Here is a 24,766-nt window from a genome sequence, read left to right as displayed (position 1 = left end):
TCTGCTTCACAGAAAGTGAACGTTTATAACATCGTCAATACCAGAATGCACTTTGGGCTAGTTCTGGTCGAACCAATATAAACGAATCGCCACATTCTTCGAAGGCGATCCTTTTATAGTTCAATTCATCTTTGAAAGAAGGAATTTTCTCAATCTTTCACGAATGAATAAAGAAAAGCCCTTATCGATAATTCGAAAAAAGAGCATGTTTCCGTCAGCTGCTTTTTGGGCACAAAGCCAAAAAGTCCCATACCAAGTAATTTTGCCCAAAATGTAAACATTATACGTCAATTGCGCCGTTTTTATTCATCAAAATAGCGCTTGACATTTTAGTTGACTAAAGAGATTTAGCCCATTTTAATACTGACATTTTATAATGATATCACATCGACGAAGTCGAGTCAATAAAATGTTCAACATTTTTTATTCATGCTTAACAGCGTGGAAAATGCGGTAACCTTTATCTTTTGTTACTTCTGCTACCTGACCGTACACTTCTTCCAGCTTTGCTTCCGCGGATGGTGCCCCTTGCTTTTTTTGAATGACTACCCACATCGAGCCCCCTGGTTCAAGCAGCTTCACGCCTTCTTCAAAAATGCGATGAACTATCGCTTTCCCCGCCCTTATCGGAGGGTTAGTAATAATGGCATCGAACTTCTGACCATCCACTTGATCGTACAAATCACTTTGTACAACGGTTATATTTGATACATTATTAAGCTTTGCATTCTCTTGGGCCAATTGCACGGCCCGCTCATTAATGTCGATCATGGTTACGTGACCATTCAGGGCCAATTTAGCCGCCGAGATTCCAATGGGACCATAACCGCAGCCAACATCCAGCACACGCGCATCCACCTTTAATTCCAGCGATTCGATAAGAATGCGGCTGCCAAAATCGATGCCGGATTTTGAAAATACACCGGCATCCGTCATAAAACGCAGCTTAAACCCACGAAGTGTCGTCTCATGAATTTGACGGTTATGCTTGACGTCAGGGGTTCGTGTAAAGTAGTGATCCGACATTATGTCCCTCCTAAAGTTTTCTGCGTCTTCCAGGACATGCTTCGTTGATTAGCAGAAAACTGCTTCGGAAGCATACTCTTAGTTTTCTGCGTCTTCCAGGACATGCTTCGTTGATTAGCAGAAAACTGCTTCGGAAGCATACTCTTAGTTTTCTGCGTCTTCCTGGACATGCTTCGTTGATTAGCAGAAAACTGCTTCGGAAGCATACTCTTAGTTTTCTGCGACTTCTTGGATATGCTTCTTCCAGCTATCATCAATAAAGCGAACCCCTTGAAGCAAAAGCTTCAAGGGGTTCGCTACTATGCAAATGAGGCTAAATTACTTCACTTCTACTGCAGCGCCTGCTTCTTCAAGCTTAGCTTTGACAGCTTCGGCTTCTTCTTTAGCCACTTTCTCTTTGACTGCCTTCGGTGCGCTGTCAACAAGATCTTTCGCTTCTTTCAGGCCAAGACCCGTGATTTCACGAACGACTTTAATAACGTTGATTTTCGATGCGCCAGCGTTATTAAGGATAACGTCGAATTCAGTTTGCTCTTCAACTTCAGCTGCGGCAGCGCCGCCGCCCATTGCTACAGGAGCAGCAGCGGTTACGCCGAATTCTTCTTCGATTGCTTTCACGAGATCGTTCAGTTCAAGAACGTTCATGCCTTTAATGGCTTCCAAGATTTGTTCTTTACTCATGGTTGAACCTCCAAAATTAGTTTTAGTTTTTTTGTTGTAGCTGTTCGGCTTAGCCGATACGGGTATTACGCTTCTTGCTTTTCCGCAACGGCTTTAACCGCAAGTGCGAAGTTGCGCATAGGAGCTTGAAGAACGCTGAGGAGCATGGAGAGCAAGCCTTCGCGCGACGGAAGATCCGCGATCGCTTTGATTTGATCCGCATTCATTACTTGGCCTTCAACGATGCCGCCTTTCAACTTGAGCGCATCATTCTTCTTAGCGAAGTCGCTCAATAGTTTAGCAGGAGCTACTGCATCCTCTTTGCTGAATGCGATTGCGGTAGGACCGGTCAAAGCCGCATCCAATTCCGTCAGCTCCGCACCTGCAGTGGCACGACGTACAAGTGAATTTTTCAACACTGTAAATTCGATACCCGCTTCGCGAAGTTGTTTACGAAGTTCTGTAACTTGCTTCACGTTTAGTCCGCGATAGTCTGCTACAACAGTGCAAGAGCATTCGCGAAGCTTCGACGTAATCTCATCAACCGCTTGTTGTTTGCTTTGGATAATTTTTGCGTTTGCCAAACTGTACACCTCCCGTTTAAGTTCTAGGACATCCCGTTTGCTGGCGACGGAACCTTCCTCCCCGGTGCATGAGAAAGGCCCTCGCAGACATTGCGAAGGCCATGATGGTCCGTTAATCACTTTGGCCGCAAGGGCCATAAGCGCACAAACACGTTTATCATAACACCTCGGTAGGAAATTAAGCCACGCGGCACCTACTGTCTACGGTATGCATATTCGATTATCAGCGTCGTTTCTCTTAACGGTAAGCTGCAACGTTAACACGTGCGCCAGGACCCATTGTCGAAGAAACGGCAATGTTTCGCAGGTAAATGCCTTTAGCCGCAGCCGGTTTAGCACGGTTGAGTGCTTCGATAAGCGTACGTAGGTTCTCGTTCAGCTTCTCTGAGTCGAACGACACTTTACCGATTGGCGCATGGATTTGACCTGCTCTGTCAAGACGGTACTCGATCTTACCGGCTTTAATCTCTTGGACTGCCTTCGAAACGTCAAACGTTACGGTGCCCGCTTTCGGGTTCGGCATGAGACCTTTACCACCGAGTATACGACCGAGCTTACCAACTTCAGCCATCATATCCGGAGTAGCGACGCAAACGTCGAATTCGAACCAGCCTTGTTGGATTTTGTTAATGATGTCAGCATCGCCGACATAATCCGCGCCTGCCGCTTCCGCTTCTTTGGCTTTGTCGCCCTTCGCGAAAACGAGAACACGCTTGGTTTTGCCAGTGCCGTGCGGAAGAACAACAACGCCGCGCACCGCTTGGTCTTGTTTCTTCGGATCAACGCCGAGACGGACGGCAACTTCAACGGATTCGTCGAACTTGGCAGTCGCCGCTTTCTTTACAAGCTCAATAGCTTCCAGTGAATCATACGTCGCTTCGCTGTCAATAAGCTTGGCAGCTTCTTGATATTTCTTGCCGTGCTTAGCCATTAAAATTCTCCTCCTTGTGTGGTATTAACGGAAAACCTTCCATAGCGGAGATCCTCCCACTCAGGCGGAAACCAGGTTCCGCCAATCAGACAACGCTCTCTGGCGTGTCATCAAGCACAGCTTTAATCGAATTAGTCCTCGATTACAACGCCCATGCTGCGCGCTGTACCTTCAACCATGAGCATAGCCGCTTCGACCGAAGCCGCGTTGAGGTCAGGCATTTTTTGCTCCGCGATTTCACGAACTTTCGAACGCTTCACGGTAGCGACTTTCTTCTTGTTCGGTTCACCTGATCCCTTGTCGATCCCCGCTGCAACGCGAAGTAAAACCGCTGCCGGTGGAGTCTTCGTGATGAACGTGAACGAACGGTCTTCAAATACGGAAATTTCTACCGGAATAATCAAACCGGCTTGGTCGGCTGTACGAGCGTTAAACTCTTTACAGAACGCCATGATATTTACGCCTGCTTGACCGAGTGCCGGACCGATAGGCGGAGCCGGATTCGCTTTGCCTGCAGGAACTTGCAGTTTCACCATCTTGATGACCTTTTTTGCCATGTTGCACACCTCCTTGCCCAAATAATCCATTCAGCCGTGTCAACTCAAAAATTGCACACGACCAATTTGCCACCCTGGGGGCGGCTCCGGAAACCGGATTATATCTTCTCCACCTGAGTATAATCGAGCTCGAGCGGGGTTTCCCTGCCAAACATGTTCACATGCACCTTCAGCTTGCTCTTATCCAGCAGAATCTCTTCTACCGTACCGACAAAATCAGCAAAAGGACCGACTTTGACGCGCACCGTTTCCTTCAAATCGAATTCGATCTTCGGCTTCGGCTCATCAATGCCCATATGACGCAAAATTTGTTCTACTTCGTCCGGCAGCAGCGCTGTCGGCTTCGAACCGGAACCGGTGGACCCGACAAAGCCAGTCACACCAGGCGTATTGCGCACAACATACCAGGAGTCGTCGGTTTGAACCATTTCCACAAGAACGTATCCGGGGTAAACTTTACGCATGACGGTTTTCTTCTTGCCGTCCTTGTTTACCACTTCTTCTTCCATCGGAACCAGCACACGGAAGATTTTGTCCTCCATGCCCATCGATTCAACACGCTTCTCCAGGTTTGCTTTTACTTTGTTCTCATACCCTGAATAAGTATGAACAACATACCATCTTTTTTCCATTTCCATAACAAGCCACCCTTGGCCCCTTCTTAAACGATCAGTTCGACCAATGCGGAAATGCCGATGTCAAGTACCCAGAAATAAATTGTTACAGCTATAATCGTCACTACGACAACAAGAGTATAGCTTGTCAACTCTTTACGGCTTGGCCAACGGACTTTCTTCAGTTCTGCGAAGCTGTCGGAGAAAAAGGAAAACGTCGACCCGAAGCTTTGCTTCATCTTAGCTAAAAATGTCACTTCCACACCTCCATATTGACCTATCTCGTCTCGCGATGAGGAGTATGCTCGTTACAAAACTTGCAGAACTTCTTCATCTCGATGCGGTCGGGGTGATTCCGTTTGTTCTTGCTGGAAGCATAGTTTCTTTGTTTGCAGTTTGTGCAAGCCAACGTAATAATTACCCGCATTGCCGTACACCTCCCGAACTAACCATAAATAAAAAAATTGAACCCTGTATGTGGAACCGGATTGATTCAGAACCCATCATAAAAAAGACCTATTTAGGGCTACCTGAAACACTTTATCACAAGCAATAGGGTGTGTCAACAAAAAACTGAGTAAATAGCCTTATATTACGCGCTTACTCATTCCCGCAATGCATCCCTAAGTTCGCAGCACAAAAAAACGAAATACCGATCCGCACCACCCATTATCAACCAAATGAATGCCTTTTAAACCCGCATTTTGCAATCCATAAAAAAAGAGCCTTGAGAGGCTCCTTGTAAATAATGAAACTCAGTTGCTTATATTTCGCACTTCCAAATATCTCTCAAGCTTTCGTTTCACCCGCTGAAGAGCATTGTCAATCGATTTAACATGCCGATCCAAATCTACCGCTATTTCCTGGTAGGAGCGTCCGTCGAGATAAAGCATCAGGACCTTTCGTTCCAAATCACTTAGTATCTCGGACATTTTATCCTCGAGACCGACGAATTCTTCCTGGTTGATGATAAGTTCTTCCGGATCCGAAACTCTCGTACCGCATATGACGTCAAGCAATGTCCGATCGGAATCCTCGTCATAGATAGGCTTGTCCAAAGAAACATACGAATTAAGGGGGATGTGCTTTTGACGGGTCGCCGTCTTGATGGCGGTAATAATCTGCCGTGTTATACAAAGCTCCGCAAACGCCTTGAAAGACGCAAGCTTGTCGCCTTTGAAATCACGAATCGATTTGTAAAGCCCTATCATGCCTTCTTGAACGATGTCCTCACGGTCTGCCCCGATCAAAAAATAGGAACGCGCTTTGGCACGGACAAAGTTTTTGTACTTGTTGATCAAATGCTCCAGCGCTTCGCCGTCACCTTCACGAACCGCTTCTACAACGTCTTCGTCCGTTCTGCAGTCATAGTTCAGCGTTTTCCACTCTTTGAGGTCGATGCTCACGAACAATCCCTCCGGCTCGAAAGGCATGCATTACGCAAATAAATCAGAATGCATTCGTTTTTCGATATAAACTTGAATCTAGCATATTCCGCAAAATACCATTTCCCGTTCTGAAACATAGACCCAGTATACATTATGTAACCTTGGGACGTCAAATAAACTTCGGGTTAAATGTTCGTTTATTAGTGCTGAAACCGGGGTCCGTCGATGAATCGATACGAGGTCTTGTGAACTTATATAACATATACTTATCATCAATATACCATTCATTTATGATAAAGCGCAACGGTCAAGACTGCCCCCTGCGCCAACGTTCAAGCTTTGTCCTTACATCCAAGCTGATATTATTATCAAGTTCATTTCTTTGATTGGTGGTACTCTTCAAAGTCCGTTCGATGGTTTTACGGTTCTGCTCAATATCGATTAAAAGTTCCCGTGCCGAAAGACGAAGCGCACCCTTCCCGAAAGCCACATGCTGCTCGACCAGATCGGATGTGGCGACGTATAAGTGGCGGCTTCGCATCGCCAATTCCGATGTGAGCCGCTCGATACATGCATCAGCGGTTTCCTTTTCCCTCGTATACACGACGGTTACACGATTTTGATTGTACTTTGATCCGACTCCCGAAACCTGATGCGCATCGAACACAACGATGATAGATAAACCCGTGAAGCCCTGATAATCAGCGAGCATTTCAAGCAGTTTATCGCGCGCATCCTCCAAACCGGTATCTCTCAATACTGACAGCATCGGCCAAGCGCCAATCATATTGTAACCGTCAACAAGCAATATATCATCACGCCGTTGCATACTAGCGGCTCCGACGCTGCCGCACCACTTCATACATAAGTACGCCCGCCGCTACAGATGCGTTGAGCGAATTAAGCTGTCCAATCATCGGCAATTTCACGAGAAAATCGCACTTCTCGCGGATAAGACGACCGATCCCTTTACTCTCGTTGCCGATGACGACCGCGAGCGGGAGATCGAAATTTGTTCCGGATTCGTAAACGTCCTGCCGCGCCCCAACATCGGCACCTGCAATCCAGATTCCTTCATCTTTGAGTTTATCGATCGTTTGCGCCAAGTTGGTGACGCGTGCGACGGGGACATACTCCACTGCTCCCGCGGAGGTTTTGGATACCGTTGCCGTCAAAGAAGCGGATCGGCGCTTCGGAATAACGACCCCATGCACTCCAGTACATTCGGCCGTTCTTAAAATCGAACCTAGATTATGCGGATCTTCTATCTCGTCAAGCAGCAGCAGGAATGGGGTTTGTCCGCCCTCCCGGGCTTTCTCGATCAGCTCGTCCAATTCAAAATATCGATAAGCGGCTGCTTGAGCGACCACTCCTTGATGAGGCACGCCTTCAGCCATTTGATCAAGCTTGCGCTTATCCGCAAATTGCACAATGATGCCGGCTTTCTTAGCTTCAGCAATGATCGGCGCAGCGTTTTTTTGCGATTGCTCTGCGATCCATATTTTATTAATTTCCCGTCCTGAGCGCAAAGCTTCCATGACAGGATGCTTGCCGGCAATTATTTCTTGGCTTTCCTGCTCATTCATTTGTTGTCCTCCTAAGGCGTTTTCGTGAGAAAACGCAGCATCGTAAGCATAAACCAGGCGTTTTCGTGAGAAAACGCAGCATCGTAAGCAACTGTTAACTTATTCAGAATTTTGCCCCTCAAAAGCTACCGCCATTAGTTCATACAGCCTGTCGAGCCGCTTTTCGTAATATAAATAGCCCACCAGGCATTCGAGGGCCGTAGCCTGCCGATAATCGGCCGGGTCCGCATTCTTCGGCGGCGTTCCCGATTTGGCGTTGCGGCCCCGGCGGACGATCTCCGCTTCCTTCTCTGTCAATAGCGGCTGCCACTTCTCCAGCAATGCACACTGTGCTTTGGCAGATACGAACTGCGTTGCCTGACGATGCAGATGATGGGACTTATGATTCTCCTGCCCGACCAGATATTGCCGGACAAGCATCTCAAAAACCGCATCACCCATATAAGCGAGTACAACCGGATTAATTAAATTCGTTGGCTTGGTCGGCGGATGAAACCATATTCCCTGTTCCATCATTTGCGCCGCCATCGAATGCCCTGAGGCGTATCCTCCAGAACAATGCCCTGTGCGGCCAGCATGTCGCGGATTTCATCGGCGCGTGCCCAGTTTTTGTTCGTGCGGGCTTCCGTGCGCTGGGCGATGAGCTCATCGATCTCCGAATCAACCAAACCCGTTTCCTGAGGCTGCGGGAGCAGCCCTAGTACTCGGTCCATCGACTCGACAGCGTCGATCAGCAGCTGTACGCCTTCTGACGAAACGACAGGCCGCTGCAGATATTGGTTGGCTTCGCTCACCAGCTCAAAGAGTGCCGTAATTGCATCAGGCGTATTGAAGTCGTCGTCCATTTTCGCATGAAATTGAGCTTCTATCTCCTGAACCCGGTTGGTGAGCAGCGCAGTTCCTTCAGGATCGGCACTTATCGCCACCGCCAGACGGTGCTGCAGATTACCGTAGCAATTGGAAATCCGCTCTACACTATTCTCTGCCTGAGCGATCGTTTCATCATTAAAATTCAACGGACTCCGGTAATGGGTGGACAGCATGAAATAACGAATGGCAGCCGGTTTCACCCGCTTCAGCAGTTCGTTCACGGTAATTCCGTTTCCGAGCGATTTGGACATCTTCTCATTGTTTATGTGTATATATCCATTATGCATCCAGTAGCGCGACAGCGGTTTACCGGTAAACGCCTCCGATTGCGCCACTTCACATTCATGGTGTGGGAATTGCAAATCGTGGCCGCCTCCGTGAATATCGAGGGTGTCGCCGAGATATTTGCGGGCCATGGCCGAGCATTCGATATGCCATCCCGGACGTCCCGCTCCCCATGGGCTATCCCAGAAGATTTCCCCTGGCTTGGCCGCCTTCCATAGGACGAAGTCTTGACCGTTTTCTTTACGCTCATCCACCTCAATGCGAATTCCGAGCTGAAGCTCCTGCATATTTTGATGCGACAGTTTGCCATAGTCCTTAAACTTGTTCGTGCGAAAATAAACGTCCCCGCCGCTTTCATATGCATATTCGGTATCCACTAAGCCTTCGATAAAAGCAATGATCTCCGGGATATGATCGGTCACTCGCGGATTGATCGTTGCCCGGTGAACGCCCAGCCCTTCAATATTGCTGTTGAATGCGTCAATGAATTTCTCGGCCACTTCCGGCACAGTCGTGCCAAGCTGTTCCGCCTTGCGAATCAGCTTGTCGTCAACATCCGTAAAGTTTACGATGTAATTCACCTCATATCCACCCGATTCCAGGTAACGGCGCACTACGTCGAAAAAAATGACGGGGCGCGCATTTCCGATATGGATATAATCGTAGACTGTCGGTCCGCAAACATACATCTTCACTTTGCCCGGTTCAAGCGGCTTAAATTCTTCTTTGCTACGCGACATTGTATTATAAATGTGCAAACTCATTTTCTCGCATCTCCTCCAGCAATAGCTTCCTTTTGCCGTGCATGCTCCAGCTCAGATCTAAGATCCTCGATTTCCTTCTGCATCACTCGCAGCATCTCCACGACGGGATCGGGCAGCTGCGTATGATCCAGCCGGTCGCCGATACGTTCACCGTTACGCTTAACGACTCTTCCGGGGATTCCGACGACCGTGCTGTTCGGAGGCACCTCGCGAAGCACAACGGAGTTGGCGCCTATATTTACATTGTCCCCGACTGTAAAGGATCCCAGTATTTTTGCGCCCGAAGCGATAACGACGTTGTTGCCAATCGTCGGATGGCGCTTTCCTTTCTCCTTGCCGGTTCCGCCAAGCGTAACGCCTTGATAAATGACGACGTTGTTGCCGATTTCGCATGTTTCGCCAATGACGATTCCCATACCATGATCGATAAACAGACGGTCCCCGATCTTCGCGCCCGGATGTATCTCGATTCCCGTAAAAAAGCGGCTCATCTGCGAAATCATGCGCGCGATCGTATATAACCGCTTTTTATAAAAGCGATGCGCAATGCGATGTGCCCAAATGGCATGCAGCCCCGAATAGGTGAAGACAATCTCAAATTTGCTGCGGGCCGCGGGATCATTATCGAGCACGGTCTCAATATCGGACTTAATATGGCGAAACATAGACAAGACTCCTCTCCAACTTCCTCTATCCGCTCGCATATTAATGCAGAGAACAACGGTAAGAGCTGCAGGCTCACCTGATGAACCGGCACAAATACAGAAAAGCCTCTGCAGCACTATGGCTGCAGAGGCGTGCGGACGCGGTTCCACTCTGCTTGGGAGCGTCGAAAGCGTTCGACAAGACTCCCGTCTCTTAAGTCCTTAACGCGGACCCATTCGTCGCATCCTACCCCGCAATCATGCCAGATGGCCTATGCGGATCGGATGTGCGGCTCCCAGGTGCAATGCTGCATTTCACGGAATGAGCGACTCGCACCCAATCGTGCGGACAACCGGCGTGCACAAGAGCATACGCGGCTCCGTTTGAAAGGTCGCCTTCTCTGAAACATTCCTTAAGAAATGAACGGTCCTGATCTAAGCCTTATGACCGATATCTAATAAAACAGGTACTTCAAGTATAGCTGACTGTCGAAAAACTGACAAGTATGAACATTAACCCAATCTGAGGCGTATCCGCTGCTCAACTTTAGACTTGCCAAGCAGAGCGATCGTCCGATTAAGGTCCGGCCCGTGCGTCTGTCCCGTCAATGCTGCACGGATCGGCATGAACAGCTGTTTCCCTTTGAAACCGGTAGATTGCTGCACGGACTTAATAGCAGCTTTGATACCTTCCTCTTCGAGCTCGCCAATCGCCGCTACCTGCTGTGCGAAAGCTTCCAGAACAGCAGGAACCTGTTCTTCTGCAAGTACGGCTTTCGCTTCTTCCTCATCCGATACTTCCGTGTGGAAAAACAATTCAGTGAGCGGAACTATTTCGGCAGCGTAGCGCAGCTTATCCTGATAAAGGGCAATCAGATCGGCTGCCCATGCCCGCTCGCTCTCGTCAAGAACCTCCGCTAAACGTCCCGCTTTCTGCAGATGCGGTACGCACAGATCGACAAGCCGTATAAGATCGACTTTTTTCAAATATTCATTGTTCATCCAGCTCAGCTTGTTCGTATCGAATACAGCGGGACTCTTGCTCAGACGGGATGGATCAAAAACCTGAATGAGTTCGTCACGCGTGAAAATTTCCTGTTCGCCTTCGGGCGACCAGCCAAGCAGCGTAATAAAATTAAACAACGCTTCCGGCAAGTATCCGAGCGCATCGTATTGTTCGATAAACTGCACGACCGACTCATCCCGTTTGCTTAGTTTCTTGCGGTTTTCGTTCACGATTAACGTCATATGACCGAATTTTGGAGGTTCCCAGCCGAATGCCTCGTAAATCATCAGCTGGCGCGGCGTATTGGAAATATGGTCTTCTCCCCGTAATACATGGCTAATTGCCATAAGGTGATCGTCCAGTGCAACTGCAAAGTTGTAGGTCGGAATGCCATCCTTCTTGACGATAACGAAGTCGCCGATTCCATCCGACTCAAAGCTTATTTCACCTTTCACGATATCCTCAAATGTATACGTCCTGCCCTCGGGCACGCGGAAACGAATGCTTGGAATACGTCCTTCAGCTTCGAAAGCACTGCACTGCTCCTCGGTCAAGTTGCGGTGCTTGCCAGAGTAGCGCGGCATCTCGCCGCGGGCCGTTTGCTCCTCCCGCTCCTGCTCAAGCTCCTCTTCGGTACAGTAACACCGGTATGCCAGCCCGCGATCGACAAGGTCCTGCCAGTATTCCCGATAAATGTCCAGCCGCTCCGTTTGTCGATACGGCCCATAACCGCCGCCTACGTCGATGCTTTCGTCCCACTCGATACCAAGCCATTTCAGATAGGTAAACTGATTCTCCTCGCCGCCTGCAACGTTGCGTTTAACGTCGGTGTCTTCGATTCGTATTATAAATTTGCCCCCGCGGCTGCGTGCAAACAAGTAATTGAATAAGGCCGTTCTCGCGTTGCCGATATGCAGGTGCCCTGTTGGTGAAGGCGCATAGCGGACCCTTATTTCTGACATGTTACCCAAACTCCTTCCGACTTTACGTGTTCAACCGATCATAGCACAACCTTCACGAGACAGACAACCGATTGCGCGGCAATTCCCTCGCCCCGTCCGGTAAAGCCCAGCTGCTCCGTCGTCGTTGCTTTGACATTTACCTGCGAGAGCTCCTCCGCCTCAAGCGCATCTGCAATAATTTCAACCATTTGCCCTATGTATGGCGCCATCTTGGGCCGCTGCGCGATAATCGTTGAATCGACGTTACTGAGCTTATAGCCGCGTTCTTTCACCAGTTTCCAGATATGCTTCAGAAGCTTCAAGCTGTCGGCATCCTTGAACGCCGGATCCGTATCGGGAAAATGTTTACCGATATCGCCGAGTCCGAGCGCCCCAAGGACGGCATCGCTTATCGCGTGAAGCAGTACATCCGCATCGGAATGTCCTATCAGTCCTTTCTCATAGGGAATCGTAACTCCGCCGATAATGCACGGACGTCCCTCCACCAACTGGTGGACATCAAAGCCTTGTCCGACTCGAAACATATGTCTCAGCTCCTCTCACGGCTGGCAAGTAAAAATTCGGCCCAAGGCAAATCCTCGGGGGTTGTGATTTTAATGTTCGTATAATCTCCCTCAGCGACCGTTACCGGGACACCCAGACGTTCTACGGCCATCGCATCGTCAGTTCCGACGAAGCCTTCCGCCGCTGCCTTCTCATGCGCTTCGAGCAGCAAGGAACGACGAAAAGCTTGCGGCGTTTGAATCGCCCACAAGCTTCGACGGTCCGGCGTGGCCACAATAACGCCGGCTTCATTCACTTGCTTGATCGTATCCTTCACCGGTACGGCAAGCACTGCCGCACCCGTGTTCAGTGCGGCATTCATGCAAGCTCTTACGGCTTGCTGCGTCACCAATGGGCGAACGCCGTCGTGCACCATGACCCACTCGTACTGCAGTGAACGCAAGCCTGCGCGGACGGAATGTTGGCGCTCGCTGCCTCCGGCCAGTACCGCTATCACCTTTCGGCCCAGCCCGTATTGCCGCACAAGCGCTTCACAACGCGCAACATCGTCATTGCCGACAACAAGCGCTATCCCAGCCACTTCATCCATCGCATTAAACAGTTCAAGCGTGTGAATAACGACCGGCTTGTCCCGTAAAAGCAAATACTGCTTGCTCTCCGCGGTCCCCATTCGAGTTCCCCGACCCGCCGCCACGACGACGACGCCCCATTCGGCCTTTGCTGCATACATGCCCTCTACCGCCTCGCTGTAAACTTCGACGCTACGCGCACCTGCGCGAGCGTCATCCGATTACTATCATACCGTGTTACAGCGCTTTTTCCAATAATTTCGGTTTGGCAAAAATCATTCGGCCTGCGGAAGTTTGGAGAACGCTCGTCACAAGCACCTCCATGGTCGAGCCTATATAGTCGCGGCCGCCTTCAACAACAATCATGGTTCCGTCGTCGAGATATGCGACGCCCTGCCCGTGCTCTTTACCGTCCTTGATGACCTGTACGACGATTTCTTCGCCCGGCAGCACAACCGGCTTGACCGCGTTGGCAAGATCGTTGATGTTCAACACCGAGACTCCCTGCAGCTCGCACACTTTGTTAAGATTGAAATCATTCGTGACGACTTTGCCATGGAGCGCCTTAGCGAGCTTGACGAGCTTGCTGTCGACTTCGCCTTCCTCCATTTCGCCTTCGTAAATAAGCACTCTCACATCAAGCTCTTTTTGAATTTTGTTCAAAATATCAAGCCCGCGCCGGCCACGATTGCGTTTAAGCAGATCTGAGGAATCGGCAATATGCTGAAGTTCCTCTAACACAAACTCCGGGATTACAAGTGTGCCTTCAATAAATCCGGTCTTGCAAATATCGGCGATTCGGCCGTCAATTATGACGCTTGTATCCAATATTTTGTGCTCCTCGTAGCTGCTGTCTTCTGACGCGAGTGACGATTTAGCCCGGGTCTGGGCAAGAGATGCCAGACTCTCCGTTAACTCCGTTCTCTTACTGAGACCTATCCGCATGCCGGAATAGCCGCAAAATAAGGTCAGGACGATCGGAACAATTGCACCGGCACCAGGTAAACCCGAGGCTGCCGGATACAGAAGTGCAGAGAAAGCCAGTCCTACCATCAGACCGCCGGCTCCCGATAATAATTCTCCTGTCGGCGCAGCCGATACCCGATCGGCAGCATACTGCATCCAGCGCATAAGCGGGGCCGCCAATACGGACGCGGCCACGAGTCCGCATATAGCTCCGATGCCGACATTCATGTAGTAACTTCCGGATTGCTGAAGCGATCCATAAGCCGAATCGTTCCATAACATACCCGCATTCATCCAATCGCGCACTTGTGCGCCAAATACGCCGCCAAAGACTAAACCAATCGTTTGAATTATTCGTTTCATCACATAAATCCACCTCCATTACAATTATGTTCCAATTTTTCACTGGTTAATCGTAGAGGACGAGGAAAGCATTAGAATTTATTAACGAAGGGAGTAAAGTGGACAATTCAGGAAAATCGGTTTTGAAATACGGGGCGGCGAAGCTTATAATAAGGATAGCACTGCCATTCCAGAAATGAGGTGGAATTGATGAGCGCCCCAACGTTGGAGCAATTTCAGCAGCAAGTATCCGAACTGCTGCTGCGTCATCGCAGCTTGCTTGATGTTTTGTCGAAATATGGCCAGTCCGGCGCTTCCGTTAATCGCGCCGTTGCCAAATCCGTTACGGAATGCGGTTGTATCGAACTAAATGCCCGAAAACAGGAATTTACAGACGAGATTAATCTTGAACAGGCGAAAATCGCGCTTCACCATCACATCAATGGTCATCTCTGCGAGCTTTGCAGAGACGCCATTAAAAACGAGCTCGGACGTAACCTCTTTTACATGTCCGCGATGTGCAACCTGCTCGATATTCAGCTCGATGATGTCGTCGCGCACGAGTCCGGTAAATGTAATACCCTTGGCTTATTTAACCTAACCTAGCGCCGCTTATTCGTTTTACGGTAGAGATATAGAACAATCAAAGTAACAGTGATAATAATTCAAAAAAACCGCCCGGCTTATCCCTTATCGGATAGACCGTGCGGTTTTTCATTTTTATTCCTTAGGCACTGTGTTCAGAAGGAATCGGTTCTTCATTCAACAGTGCTTCTTTACGCCGCTTGCGCTTCCGTCCTGAAAAAGGGAGACGCCTATCAACGTTTTTTTTTAGGCCGTAAAGTGCGTACAGTACAAGCGGGATGAAGATGATTTTAGACAAATGGTGGGGAAACAGAATGCCCAAGACAACTGCTACAGCTACAATAATGGGAACAACCCAGACTGCATTTCTGGGAATGCCTAGCTTCTTGAAATTCGGGTACTTAATGGTGCTTACCATTAGAAAGGAAAGAACAAGCGTGCTGGCCATCAATACAGGTATGACGATTTCATTATGAAAGAGCGCCAACGTCGCCAGTACGCCCCCGGCAGCTGGAATCGGCAGCCCGATGAAATATCCCGGCATGCCAGAAATAACATTGAACCGGGCAAGCCGAAGCGCCCCGCATATCGGAAACAGCGCCGTTATAATCCAGGCAACTGCCGCATTAAGCTCTTGGAATGCTACGCTATACATAATAAAAGCCGGTGCGACTCCGAACGAGATAACGTCGGAAAGTGAATCCAGCTCTTTCCCGAACTCGCTTTGCGCATTCAGCGCGCGAGCTACACGGCCATCCACCCCATCCATCAGCATCGCGATAATTACCATCATCGCGGCTATTTCCGGTTTTGCGTTGTCAGGAAACACGAGAATGATGGCGACAATACCTAAAAATAGATTCGCCACCGTAAAAAGACTCGGTATCGACTTTGTAATCATTTTTGCTCCACCTCATCTTTACTATGCCCCAAAACCACTTATTGCAGTAATAACGGCAAACGGCAAGAAAACGGCCTGCACCCTTAACGCAATCGTTAACGGTGAACCATGCGCCCAAGTTCTGTGCCGTCTTTGCGACGGTGAAAGATTCTTCCAATCACTGTACGAAAGAACCGAGCGAATGTCCGCATTCTCACATTGTATGGGATTTAAATATGTCTGTCAATGAACATCTGTTCTTGAATCCTCTTGAGTCCCTCTTTTATGGCCCGGGCGCGGACCTCGCCGATTCCGTCTACGGAATCCAATTCTTCGATCGTCGCCATTAATATGTGCGGTAAATTTTCAAACCGGTCCACCAAATTATTCATGATCACGGCAGGCAAACGCGGAATTCGGCTGAGAAGTCTGTACCCCCTTGGGGCTACCATTTCTTCGGAAGCGATGCTCATGCCGGTATAACCCAGATGCTTAATTATTTGTGTGAGATCAAGCAGTTCGTCGGAGCTGAGTTTGCGAATTCCGGCGCGAATATCACGGATTTTCTCCTCCTGCGCTTCCTTGGCATAGTCCTTGATGAGAAACCAAGCTTCCTCTTCAACGCCGCCGACGAGCTCCTCCATCTGCATGCTGATGAGCCTGCCTTCCGTTCCAAGCTCGTTTACGTAGCGTTTAATTTCCATTTTTACCCTGATTACCATTTCCACCCGTTTGATAACATGGGCCACCTCATGCAAAGTGACGAGTTCTTCAAACTCGAGAGCGGAGAGATTGGTGAACGACTGGTTAAGAACCGCTTTATACTTTTCCAGCGTTTGAATCGCCTGATTCGCCTTGGTTAATATTACGCCCATTTCCTTGAGCGAATAACGCAGCTGCCCCTGATATAATGTAATGACGTTGCGTCGCTGAGAAATGGATACTACAAGCTTGCCGGTCTGCTTGGCCACGCGCTCAGCGGTCCGGTGACGAATGCCCGTCTCAATCGATGAAATGGAACTGTCCGGGATAAGCTGAGTATTGGCATACAAAATGCGCTTGCGATCTTCGCTCAAAATAATGGCGCCGTCCATCTTTGCAAGCTCGTACAAATAATTGGGGGAAAAATCGCAATTGATGGAAAATCCGCCGTCCACCACTTCCATCACTTCCGGACTGTAGCCTACGACGATCAGGGCTCCGGTCTTGGCCCGGAGTACATTATCCAGTCCTTCCCGAAAAGCCGTGCCAGGCGCAACCATTTGCAGCAGCTGGTTCATAATTTCTAATTGATTCGGCTCCTTCATCATCTGCCCCCTCTATCCGAAAGCTGCCGAGAGGGCTTCTGAGACCGTCTCGACTCCGATAATTTCAATGCCGGAAGGCGGGCTCCAGCCCTTTAAGCTCTTCTCCGGCATAATTACCCGTTTAAATCCAAGCTTATGCGCTTCCTTTACCCTTTGCTCCGCTCGTGAAACGGCACGTACTTCGCCGGTCAAACCGATTTCTCCGAATACGACGTCGAACGGCCTGGTTGGCGCATCCCGAAAGCTTGATGCAATGCTGACCGCAGCCGCCAGATCGACAGCCGGTTCATCCAGCTTCACACCGCCAGCCACATTTAAATATGCGTCCTGCGTCTGCAGGAACATTCCCATCCTTTTCTCCAGTACCGCAATGATGAGCGCCATTCGATTATGATCGAAACCCGTCGACATCCGGCGCGGGGATGGGAAATTCGTAGTTGCCACAAGGGCCTGAAGCTCTACCAAGACAGGCCGCGTTCCCTCCATGCTCGCGACAACGGTTGACCCCGAGACGCCGAGCGGCCGTTCGGATAAGAATAGCTCCGAAGGATTGCTTACTTCCCGCAATCCGAGCTCACCCATTTCGAAGATTCCGATTTCGTTGGTTGAGCCAAACCGGTTCTTCACCGCCCGCAGGAGCCTGTAAGAATGATGCCGTTCTCCTTCAAAATAGAGAACACAATCTACCATATGCTCCAGCAGCCTCGGCCCTGCTATTGCCCCTTCCTTGGTAACGTGCCCTACAAGCACGGTTGCGATGCCTTTAATCTTGGCCACCCTCATGAAGTGCGCCGTACATTCCCTCACTTGAGAGACGCTCCCGGGAGCGGAAGGCACGTTCGGATCGTAAACGGTCTGGATAGAGTCTATCACGAGAAAATCCGGCTGTACGGATTCGATTGCATCATTGATTTGTTCCATGTTGGTTTCGCACAGCACGTATAACGATTCAGTGAGCGCACCCAGCCTGTCTGCCCGCAGCCGCGTTTGCCGTACCGATTCCTCGCCGGAAATATAGAGCACAGTCAGCGCCATGGATGCGAGTGCATGCGACGTTTGCAACAGCAGCGTCGATTTGCCGATTCCCGGATCGCCCCCTACGAGGATCAGCGACCCCGGAACGACGCCTCCGCCAAGGACACGGTTAAGCTCCTGAAGCGTTGTCTCGATGCGCTGCTCCTGACCGTTATCTATATGTATGATTGAACGCGGCTTTTCTTTCATCTGAATAAGCGGCGAACTCATACCTGCGGTCTTCACCACCGTTTCCTTTTCCTCGACCATCGTATTCCAGGATCCACAGCCCGGACATTTTCCGAGCCATTTTGGCGATTCATTTCCGCACTCGGTACATGCGAACTTTATTTTAAGTTTTGCCATGAAGGGCTCCTTATAACAAATATGGGTTCAATGAAAGTTTACCATTTATACCGGGCGGGATAAACCCTCTATGCATTTACCGACCTACCCGGTTTCCTGTCTAAAAGCAAAAAACCCTTGCATAATCTCCCTCGATTCCGCTTTACAGCGTTCAGGGGGAGTTTATGCAAGGGAAAAACTATACATCTATTACTTTGTTGCAGGTTCTCCGGCAACCGGCTGGGTGTGCGTAACCGTCAACCCGCCGTCTTTCTCATCAATCGTGAGCGTATCTCCTTTGGAGATGTTACCAAGCAGCAGATCCTCGGACAAACGGTCTTCGATGTGCTTCTGAATCGCCCGGCGAAGAGGTCTTGCACCGTACTGCGGATCGAACCCTTCCTTAGCCAGAAACGCTTTGGCGGAGTCTGTGAGTGAGAAGTCGACTTCCTGCTCGCGCAGCCGTTTACGAAGCTCGTCGGACATAAGCGTCACAATTTGCGCGATATGCTCCTGTTCGAGCGAATGGAATACGATTGTCTCATCAATCCGGTTCAAGAACTCCGGACGGAAGCTTTTCTTGAGTTCAGCCAATACCTTATCTTTCATGATATTGAAGTCGCGTCCGGCATCCTGCGCCGCTGTAAAGCCAAGCGACGTATTGCGTTTGATTTGGTCTGCCCCGACGTTGGATGTCATGATGATGAGCGTATTGCGGAAATCAACCACACGGCCCTTGGAGTCCGTCAAACGGCCATCCTCAAGCACCTGGAGCAAGATGTTGAACACTTCGGGATGGGCCTTCTCGATTTCGTCAAGCAGGACGACCGAATACGGCTTGCGGCGTACTTTCTCGGTCAACTGCCCGCCTTCCTCATAACCGACATACCCGGGAGGAGCGCCGACAAGTCGCGACGTCGAATGCTTCTCCATATACTCCGACATATCGATGCGAATAACTGCATTCTCATCGCCAAACATCGCTTCAGCCAGCGCACGTGCGAGCTCCGTCTTCCCGACACCGGTCGGCCCGAGGAAGATGAACGAGCCCATCGGCCGCTTCGGATCCTTCAGCCCGGCGCGAGCCCGGCGAATAGCGCGGGATACTGCCTTAACCGCCTCGTCCTGACCGATTACCCGGTCATGAAGAATGTCCTCCATCTTAAGCAGACGCTGCGTTTCTTCCTCCGCCAGCTTGCTCACAGGAATTCCAGTCCAGCTTGCGACCACCTGCGCAATATCTTCCGGAGTTACTTCGGAATCGGTGCGCCCCTGTTTTTCTTTCCATTGATTCTTCGTTACATCGAGCTCTTCGCGAATTTTTTGCTCGGTATCGCGAAGCGCTGCCGCTTTCTCAAACTCTTGGCTCTGAACTGCCGAGTCCTTCTCCTTACGGATATCCTCAAGGCGGTTTTCCAACTGCTTAAGATTAGGCGGTACCGTGTATGATTTGAGGCGTACTTTCGAGCTGGCCTCATCAATCAAATCGATCGCTTTGTCGGGCAGGAAACGATCCGTGATGTAACGGTCGGACAGCTTCACCGCTTGCTCGATCGCTTCGTCTGTAATTTTGACTCGGTGATGCGCTTCATATCGATCGCGCAGCCCGTGCAGAATTTGGATCGCTTCTTCAGGCGTCGGCTGATCGACCGTAATCGGCTGGAAACGACGCTCCAAAGCGGCATCCTTCTCAATATATTTACGGTATTCATCAAGCGTCGTCGCACCAATACATTGCAGTTCGCCGCGTGCAAGGGCCGGCTTCAAGATATTCGATGCATCGATTGCGCCTTCGGCTCCGCCTGCCCCGATGAGCGTATGCAGCTCGTCGATGAACAGAACAATGTTCCCGGCCTGCCGAATCTCGTCCATGATTTTTTTCAAGCGGTCTTCAAATTCACCGCGGTACTTGGTGCCCGCAACGACAGAACCCATATCGAGCGTCATAACGCGTTTATCGCGAAGCGTCTCAGGAATTTCGCCGGCAATGATTTTCTGCGCCAAGCCCTCGGCAATAGCGGTCTTACCGACGCCAGGCTCACCGATAAGCACCGGATTATTCTTAGTCCGGCGGCTGAGCACTTGAATGACGCGTTCAATTTCTTTGCTCCGTCCGATTACCGGGTCGAGGTTGCCTTCTTTAGCGTAAGAAGTCAAATCCCGTGCGAGCCCATCAAGCGTTGGTGTACTCACATTCGCCGGAGCGCCGTGGCTGCTCGACACCGCTTCGCTGCTGCCAAGCAGCTGTAGCACCTGCTGACGAGCTTTATTCAGACTGATTCCAAGATTGTTGAGCACACGGGCCGCAACGCCTTCCCCTTCGCGGATGAGGCCGAGCAGGATATGTTCGGTACCTACATACGTGTGTCCCAGTTTGCGCGCTTCATCCATTGACAATTCGATCACTTTCTTCGCGCGCGGCGTATAGGCAATATTCGTCGGCTGCTCTTGACCGCGGCCAATCAAAGTTTCGACTTCATCCTGAATCTTCTCAAGGCTAAGGCCCAGCCCGATCAGCGCTTTCGCCGCGATGCCTTCCCCTTCACGGTTTAACCCGAGTAAAATATGCTCTGTGCCGATATTATTGTGACCAAGACGAACAGCTTCTTCCTGTGCCAATGCAAGCACTTTCTGTGCACGTTCCGTGAATCTTCCAAACATCATGTTCACACACCCCCATGATCGGATTTACTTTGTAACTGCTGTCGTATAAGTTCCGCACGCCTGATATCTCTCTGTTCAGGGCTCATTTTTTCATTGAACACCTGTTGGAGGAAACCGGGCTGCGTCAATACCATCATTTCATTCATCACTTGCGGAGACACACCTTCGATTAACCCTAAATCCACGCCAAGACGGACATCTGAGAGCCGCTGTGCCGCTTCCTTAGTATCCATAATAGTCGCATGCGACAAAATCCCATAGGAGCGAAATACCCGGTCCTCAAGCCGCACCTGCGACTCTTCCAGCATACGCTGCCTTGCCGCCCGCTCGTGTTCGATGATTTGTTTGGCGACGCTGTGCAAATTTTCGATAATTTCAGACTCGGATTGGCCGAGCGTAATCTGGTTCGATATTTGAAACAGATTCCCCAGCGCTTCGCTGCCTTCTCCGTAAATTCCCCTAACCGCCAGCCCTACCTGCGTAATAGCCGACAATATCCGATTAATCTGCTGAGTCAGCACAAGGCCAGGCAGATGCATCATGACCGAAGAACGAATGCCCGTACCGACATTGGTCGGACAACTTGTCAAATAACCTCGCCGTTCGTCAAAAGCATAATCGGTCACTTCTTCAAAGCTATCGTCAATGCGGCTTGCCAATTCCCAAGCTTCTTTAATTTGAAAGCCCGGATAGAGGCATTGAATCCGCAAATGATCCTCTTCATTAACCATAATGCTGACTGATTCGTTCTCACTCAGGATAACCGCCCCGCACCGCGATTCATTCGCAAGGTTGGGACTGATTAAATGCTTCTCGACCAGAACTCTTCGTTCGAGCTCATTTAAGTCAGCTAGCTCGATCGTCTCGAAACGGCCGATTTCATCTAGTTTACCTGAAGCAGCGACAGATGTCAGCTTATCCATTACATCCCGCGCCTGTTGATTGGTAGCGAGAAGCGGGAAAGGATTGCTGCGGAGATTGCGGGCGATGCGGATCCGACTGCTAATAACGATATCCGAATCGGGACCGGTACCTTTCATCCACTCGCTTAATGCTTCTTCTACAAAAGATCGCTTCGACAAAACCGACTCCTCCTTCCATTGGCGCGGCTTAGGCATCTGCGACTTTTTGCTCCAACTCGCGAATCCGGTCGCGTATTTGCGCCGCGTTCTCGAACTCTTCGTGTTCGATTCGATTTTGCAATTCCCGCCTTAGCTCCTCGATCTCACGCTTAAGTTGGATTTGTCCGCCGGTGCGTTTCGGAATTTTTCCGATATGCATGGAATTGCCATGCACGCGTTTGAGTATAGGGTCAAGCTTACTGCCAAACTGCGTATAACAATTACTGCAGCCGAACCGCCCCATCTTACTGAACTGGGTGTAGGTAAGGCCGCATTTCTCACAACGCAACTGCTGCGGCTTTGCGCCAAAGCTGTTTACACCGCTGCCAGGCTCAAAGTCGAGGAGTCCGGATAATAAACTGTGGATCGAAAAACCATTGGCAGTACCCGGAATTCCTTCTCCTCTTTCTCGTGCGCATGATTCGCAAATGTGAAACTCCGTTTTCTCTCCATTCACAATTTTCGTAAAATGAAGTGTAGACGGCTTCTTGCCGCATTCCTGACAAAGCATTCCGTACTATCCCTCCTCTTACAAAGGCCACAACTCGCGCAGCTTCACTTGACGAGCAGCGTTATAAGCATCGCTTTCAGAAGCCTCGCTCGGATTTCATCACGGAGGGGAAGCTTCACAGCAATCGATTCACGGGATATCGCGGCACGAAGCAGCTTTGCCTCCCGTTTCGATATAAGCTGCGATTCCTCCAGTTGATAAATAAGCCCTTCCGCAGCACACTGATCCACCTGGTCGCCGATTGTCTGAGCAATGTGTCCCTGAATTGCAGTTAACGTAGGGAGTTCGACGCGTTGAATTCTAATATATCCGCCGCCGCCTCGTTTACTCTCGACAAAATAGCCTTTTTCCAACGTAAACCGGGTGCTGATTACGTAATTGATTTGCGATGGAACGCAAGAGAACCGGTCCGCCAAGTCATTCCGCTGCAATTCAACCGCGCCATCGGGGCTTTCCTGTAGCATATGCTTCAAGTACTGCTCAATGAGATCGGAAATGTTGCGCATTTCGCCAACCTCCCTAAGTTGCCAAACAACAACGGCTAATAAGCCGTAAAATCAAAATGTCAAAGTATTTAGTCAAATTGACTTTGACTTTCTTTGACTTTAATTTTATTATACGCAATTTTCCCAAAAGGTCAAGCGGATAGCTGATTACTCCTTTATTAGCTTTGGCGGATATGGCTCATTTATACCTGATAAATAAACCGAAGTTTATGACTCCGGTTTTCCAGGTAAGACCGCCCTTGTCGGTCATATAGTTAATTACCTTAATATTATATATACCGAAACATTTTACTTGATGTGCAAGGTGACTGAACCTCAAACTGAAACAACAAAAAACCGACTGCAAAATGCAGTCGGTTTCTCGTGCTTGGCAGCGTCCTACTCTCCCAGGACCCTGCGGTCCAAGTACCATCGGCGCTGGAGGGCTTAACGGTCGTGTTCGGGATGGGAACGCGTGGTTCCCCTCCGCCATCGCCACCAAACAGGATTTTTGGTTGCGTCAAAAATCAGTTCAAAGCGGTTGCGCCTTGAAAACTGGATACGAACAGTTGTGAAACCCCTTTAGTCTTACGTTAACCTGGAGCAGCGTGCGAAGTGAACGTTCAGGTGAACGTTCGTAGGATAAGCCCTCGACCGATTAGTATTCGTCAGCTGCACGCATTGCTGCGCTTCCACCTCGAACCTATCAACCTGGTCGTCTACCAGGGGTCTTACGAATTGGGAAATCTCATCTTGAGGGGGGCTTCACGCTTAGATGCTTTCAGCGCTTATCCCGTCCGTACTTGGCTACCCAGCGGTGCTCCTGGCGGAACAACTGGTACACCAGCGGTACGTCCATCCCGGTCCTCTCGTACTAAGGACAGCTCCTCTCAAATTTCCTACGCCCGCGACAGATAGGGACCGAACTGTCTCACGACGTTCTGAACCCAGCTCGCGTACCGCTTTAATGGGCGAACAGCCCAACCCTTGGGACCTACTTCAGCCCCAGGATGCGATGAGCCGACATCGAGGTGCCAAACCTCCCCGTCGATGTGGACTCTTGGGGGAGATAAGCCTGTTATCCCCAGGGTAGCTTTTATCCGTTGAGCGATGGCCCTTCCATGCGGTACCACCGGATCACTAAGCCCGACTTTCGTCCCTGCTCGACTTGTAGGTCTCGCAGTCAAGCTCCCTTATGCCTTTGCACGCTACGAATGATTTCCAACCATTCTGAGGGAACCTTTGGGCGCCTCCGTTACATTTTAGGAGGCGACCGCCCCAGTCAAACTGCCCACCTGACACGGTCCCTGTACCGGATGACGGTACCAGGTTAGAACTCCGATACGATCAGGGTGGTATCCCAACGATGCCTCCACCGAAGCTGGCGCTCCGGCTTCCAAGGCTCCCACCTATCCTGTACAGATCGTACCAAAGTCCAATATCAAGCTGCAGTAAAGCTCCATGGGGTCTTTCCGTCTTGTCGCGGGTAACCTGCATCTTCACAGGTATTAAAATTTCACCGGATCTCTCGTTGAGACAGCGCCCAAGTCGTTACGCCATTCGTGCGGGTCAGAATTTACCTGACAAGGAATTTCG

Annotated in this window: 26 protein-coding genes, 2 rRNA genes and 1 other annotated feature (1 of these 29 running past the window's edge); of the genes, 1 reads left to right on the top strand and 27 read right to left on the bottom strand. The window is 50.1% G+C overall.

Features of this window, described 5'->3' with window-relative positions; all coding sequences use genetic code 11:
- Positions 1 to 423: 423 nt before the first annotated feature.
- The 18 genes from KZ483_RS03895 to KZ483_RS03810 form a co-directional block, all read right to left on the bottom strand.
- Positions 424 to 1,026, bottom strand: coding sequence for a class I SAM-dependent methyltransferase (locus KZ483_RS03895; RefSeq protein ID WP_220351449.1), 603 nt, complete (start codon positions 1,024 to 1,026; stop codon positions 424 to 426).
- A 318-nt stretch (positions 1,027 to 1,344) separates the two neighbouring features.
- Complete coding sequence (rplL, locus tag KZ483_RS03890) at positions 1,345 to 1,707, bottom strand: 50S ribosomal protein L7/L12 (RefSeq protein WP_220351448.1); 363 nt, start codon at positions 1,705 to 1,707, stop codon at positions 1,345 to 1,347.
- A gap of 65 nt (positions 1,708 to 1,772) precedes the next feature.
- Positions 1,773 to 2,270, bottom strand: coding sequence for a 50S ribosomal protein L10 (rplJ, locus tag KZ483_RS03885; RefSeq protein ID WP_258881527.1), 498 nt, complete (start codon positions 2,268 to 2,270; stop codon positions 1,773 to 1,775).
- 61 nt (positions 2,271 to 2,331) lie between these two features.
- Positions 2,332 to 2,495, bottom strand: a sequence feature (ribosomal protein L10 leader region).
- 13 nt (positions 2,496 to 2,508) lie between these two features.
- A complete protein-coding gene (gene rplA, locus KZ483_RS03880; RefSeq protein WP_220351446.1) occupies positions 2,509 to 3,201 on the bottom strand; it encodes a 50S ribosomal protein L1 in 693 nt (230 codons plus the stop codon).
- A gap of 131 nt (positions 3,202 to 3,332) precedes the next feature.
- Complete coding sequence (gene rplK, locus KZ483_RS03875; protein ID WP_189000521.1) at positions 3,333 to 3,758, bottom strand: 50S ribosomal protein L11; 426 nt, start codon at positions 3,756 to 3,758, stop codon at positions 3,333 to 3,335.
- A 98-nt stretch (positions 3,759 to 3,856) separates the two neighbouring features.
- Entirely contained in the window at positions 3,857 to 4,390 is a 534-nt protein-coding gene (nusG, locus tag KZ483_RS03870; protein WP_220353250.1) for a transcription termination/antitermination protein NusG, read from the bottom strand.
- 29 nt (positions 4,391 to 4,419) lie between these two features.
- On the bottom strand, positions 4,420 to 4,629 hold the full coding sequence (secE, locus tag KZ483_RS03865; protein ID WP_220351445.1) for a preprotein translocase subunit SecE: 210 nt from the start codon (positions 4,627 to 4,629) through the stop codon (positions 4,420 to 4,422).
- Between the two features lie 20 nt (positions 4,630 to 4,649).
- Positions 4,650 to 4,799, bottom strand: coding sequence for a 50S ribosomal protein L33 (gene rpmG / locus KZ483_RS03860; protein ID WP_183604319.1), 150 nt, complete (start codon positions 4,797 to 4,799; stop codon positions 4,650 to 4,652).
- Between the two features lie 328 nt (positions 4,800 to 5,127).
- Positions 5,128 to 5,778 (bottom strand): RNA polymerase sporulation sigma factor SigH, encoded by a 651-nt coding sequence (sigH, locus tag KZ483_RS03855; RefSeq protein WP_220351444.1) that lies wholly within the window; start codon positions 5,776 to 5,778, stop codon positions 5,128 to 5,130.
- Positions 5,779 to 6,067: 289 nt separating this feature from the next.
- Complete coding sequence (locus tag KZ483_RS03850) at positions 6,068 to 6,589, bottom strand: NYN domain-containing protein (RefSeq protein ID WP_220351443.1); 522 nt, start codon at positions 6,587 to 6,589, stop codon at positions 6,068 to 6,070.
- A 1-nt stretch (position 6,590) separates the two neighbouring features.
- Positions 6,591 to 7,346 carry a 23S rRNA (guanosine(2251)-2'-O)-methyltransferase RlmB gene (rlmB, locus tag KZ483_RS03845; protein WP_220351442.1) on the bottom strand — a complete coding sequence of 252 codons (756 nt, stop codon included), beginning with the start codon at positions 7,344 to 7,346 and terminating at the stop codon, positions 6,591 to 6,593.
- A gap of 99 nt (positions 7,347 to 7,445) precedes the next feature.
- Positions 7,446 to 7,874 (bottom strand): Mini-ribonuclease 3, encoded by a 429-nt coding sequence (locus tag KZ483_RS03840; RefSeq protein ID WP_220351441.1) that lies wholly within the window; start codon positions 7,872 to 7,874, stop codon positions 7,446 to 7,448.
- Positions 7,859 to 9,265 carry a cysteine--tRNA ligase gene (cysS, locus tag KZ483_RS03835; protein ID WP_220351440.1) on the bottom strand — a complete coding sequence of 469 codons (1,407 nt, stop codon included), beginning with the start codon at positions 9,263 to 9,265 and terminating at the stop codon, positions 7,859 to 7,861. The genes KZ483_RS03840 and cysS overlap by 16 nt, the downstream gene beginning before the upstream one ends.
- Entirely contained in the window at positions 9,262 to 9,930 is a 669-nt protein-coding gene (gene cysE, locus KZ483_RS03830; protein WP_220351439.1) for a serine O-acetyltransferase, read from the bottom strand. The genes cysS and cysE overlap by 4 nt, the downstream gene beginning before the upstream one ends.
- Before the next feature lie 492 nt (positions 9,931 to 10,422).
- Positions 10,423 to 11,877, bottom strand: coding sequence for a glutamate--tRNA ligase (gene gltX / locus KZ483_RS03825; RefSeq protein ID WP_220351438.1), 1,455 nt, complete (start codon positions 11,875 to 11,877; stop codon positions 10,423 to 10,425).
- 38 nt (positions 11,878 to 11,915) lie between these two features.
- The gene (ispF, locus tag KZ483_RS03820; protein ID WP_220351437.1) at positions 11,916 to 12,401 is read right to left on the bottom strand and encodes a 2-C-methyl-D-erythritol 2,4-cyclodiphosphate synthase; all 486 of its coding nucleotides are present in this window, start codon (positions 12,399 to 12,401) and stop codon (positions 11,916 to 11,918) included.
- A gap of 5 nt (positions 12,402 to 12,406) precedes the next feature.
- The gene (ispD, locus tag KZ483_RS03815) at positions 12,407 to 13,111 is read right to left on the bottom strand and encodes a 2-C-methyl-D-erythritol 4-phosphate cytidylyltransferase (RefSeq protein WP_220351436.1); all 705 of its coding nucleotides are present in this window, start codon (positions 13,109 to 13,111) and stop codon (positions 12,407 to 12,409) included.
- A gap of 76 nt (positions 13,112 to 13,187) precedes the next feature.
- The gene (locus tag KZ483_RS03810) at positions 13,188 to 14,279 is read right to left on the bottom strand and encodes a PIN/TRAM domain-containing protein (RefSeq protein WP_220353249.1); all 1,092 of its coding nucleotides are present in this window, start codon (positions 14,277 to 14,279) and stop codon (positions 13,188 to 13,190) included.
- Positions 14,280 to 14,468: 189 nt separating this feature from the next.
- Here KZ483_RS03810 and KZ483_RS03805 point away from each other — a divergent pair, with 189 nt between their 5' ends.
- Complete coding sequence (locus tag KZ483_RS03805; RefSeq protein ID WP_220351435.1) at positions 14,469 to 14,864, top strand: nucleoside triphosphate pyrophosphohydrolase family protein; 396 nt, start codon at positions 14,469 to 14,471, stop codon at positions 14,862 to 14,864.
- Positions 14,865 to 14,985: 121 nt separating this feature from the next.
- Here the strand turns inward: KZ483_RS03805 and pssA are convergent, their stop codons facing one another.
- From pssA to KZ483_RS03760, 9 genes are all read right to left on the bottom strand, one after another.
- Positions 14,986 to 15,744: a CDP-diacylglycerol--serine O-phosphatidyltransferase gene (gene pssA / locus KZ483_RS03800; RefSeq protein ID WP_220351434.1), complete on the bottom strand. Its 759-nt coding sequence runs from the start codon at positions 15,742 to 15,744 to the stop codon at positions 14,986 to 14,988.
- A 209-nt stretch (positions 15,745 to 15,953) separates the two neighbouring features.
- On the bottom strand, positions 15,954 to 17,030 hold the full coding sequence (gene disA, locus KZ483_RS03795) for a DNA integrity scanning diadenylate cyclase DisA (RefSeq protein WP_220353248.1): 1,077 nt from the start codon (positions 17,028 to 17,030) through the stop codon (positions 15,954 to 15,956).
- 12 nt (positions 17,031 to 17,042) lie between these two features.
- The gene (radA, locus tag KZ483_RS03790; RefSeq protein ID WP_220351433.1) at positions 17,043 to 18,410 is read right to left on the bottom strand and encodes a DNA repair protein RadA; all 1,368 of its coding nucleotides are present in this window, start codon (positions 18,408 to 18,410) and stop codon (positions 17,043 to 17,045) included.
- A 189-nt stretch (positions 18,411 to 18,599) separates the two neighbouring features.
- Positions 18,600 to 21,053: an ATP-dependent Clp protease ATP-binding subunit gene (locus KZ483_RS03785; protein ID WP_220351432.1), complete on the bottom strand. Its 2,454-nt coding sequence runs from the start codon at positions 21,051 to 21,053 to the stop codon at positions 18,600 to 18,602.
- 2 nt (positions 21,054 to 21,055) lie between these two features.
- Positions 21,056 to 22,135 carry a protein-arginine kinase McsB gene (locus KZ483_RS03780; RefSeq protein ID WP_258881526.1) on the bottom strand — a complete coding sequence of 360 codons (1,080 nt, stop codon included), beginning with the start codon at positions 22,133 to 22,135 and terminating at the stop codon, positions 21,056 to 21,058.
- A 28-nt stretch (positions 22,136 to 22,163) separates the two neighbouring features.
- Positions 22,164 to 22,685, bottom strand: coding sequence for a protein-arginine kinase activator protein McsA (locus KZ483_RS03775; protein ID WP_220351430.1), 522 nt, complete (start codon positions 22,683 to 22,685; stop codon positions 22,164 to 22,166).
- A gap of 44 nt (positions 22,686 to 22,729) precedes the next feature.
- The gene (locus tag KZ483_RS03770; protein WP_220351429.1) at positions 22,730 to 23,191 is read right to left on the bottom strand and encodes a CtsR family transcriptional regulator; all 462 of its coding nucleotides are present in this window, start codon (positions 23,189 to 23,191) and stop codon (positions 22,730 to 22,732) included.
- A 365-nt stretch (positions 23,192 to 23,556) separates the two neighbouring features.
- Positions 23,557 to 23,673 (bottom strand): 5S ribosomal RNA (gene rrf, locus KZ483_RS03765).
- Positions 23,674 to 23,808: 135 nt separating this feature from the next.
- A 23S ribosomal RNA gene (locus KZ483_RS03760) occupies positions 23,809 to 24,766 on the bottom strand (it continues 1,965 nt past the right edge of the window).

Source organism: Paenibacillus sp. sptzw28, from assembly GCF_019550795.1.
In the GTDB taxonomy this organism is placed as follows: Bacteria; Bacillota; Bacilli; order Paenibacillales; family Paenibacillaceae; genus Paenibacillus_Z.
The sequence above is the reverse complement of the archived record's forward strand: the minus strand, read 5'-3'. Positions and strand labels throughout refer to the sequence as shown.